Annotated in this window: 1 protein-coding gene and 1 pseudogene; one reads left to right on the top strand and one right to left on the bottom strand. The window is 44.7% G+C overall.

Annotation, left to right across the window (positions count from 1 at the left end):
* Nucleotides 1-296, top strand: a pseudogene (locus tag A3762_RS25280) (protein translocase subunit SecF); the annotation flags it as partial.
* Between the two features lie 75 nt (nucleotides 297-371).
* Here A3762_RS25280 and A3762_RS25285 read toward each other — a convergent pair.
* Nucleotides 372-714, bottom strand: a 343-nt coding sequence (locus A3762_RS25285; protein WP_369820721.1) for an inositol monophosphatase, incomplete at its 5' end; no start/stop codon positions are given.

Genomic DNA, 714 nt, shown 5'->3' on the forward strand with positions numbered 1-714 from the left:
CGCGTACCTTGGTGACCTCGTTGACAACAATCCTAGTGTTGATTGCGTTATACATTGTGGGTGGAGAGATGATCAATGGCTTCGCTAAAGCTCTTTTGATTGGTGTTTTAGTAGGTACATACTCTTCAATCTATGTGGCAAGTAATATCTTGCTTGCAATGGCGGTCACCAAAGAAGATCTTCTTCCGCCTGTTGATAAAGATGGAGAGGAGTTTGACGAAGGTCCAAGTGAAGCGGATCTGAGAAAGCTTGAGGAACAAGATCGCAAGCGTGCTGAACGTGAAGTGCAACCTTAAGCACCAAATAGTGATGAACAATAAAAAACCAGCTTCTTAGCTGGTTTTTTATTGTTTGGAGTAAAGCAAAGCTATTTAACTTTGTAACTTACTTGCGTAGCCGCTAAAGCGCTGCAGTGTTGTTTTGAACAACTTAGGGTTGGCTGCAACAACGGAACGGCTATTTGAATTAATCATTCCAGTAGCAAGGTCACCAACGAGGGCGCCAGCTTCTTGGCAGATCAACAAAGCAGCTTCAAGGTTTTCTGATTTTGCCGACGTAAGTAGGGCTGCATCAAGTTGGCCTGAAGCGACTAGTGCCAAATCAAGTGTAGGGCAGTTACTGACACGAGAATTGATTCCCGCGTTGCCCATGTCTGTGATCAGATCGCTAACAACATGATCGGTGCTGCTGTTGCCGAATTGATTGACGACATCA

This window comes from Oleiphilus sp. HI0125, from assembly GCF_001635355.1.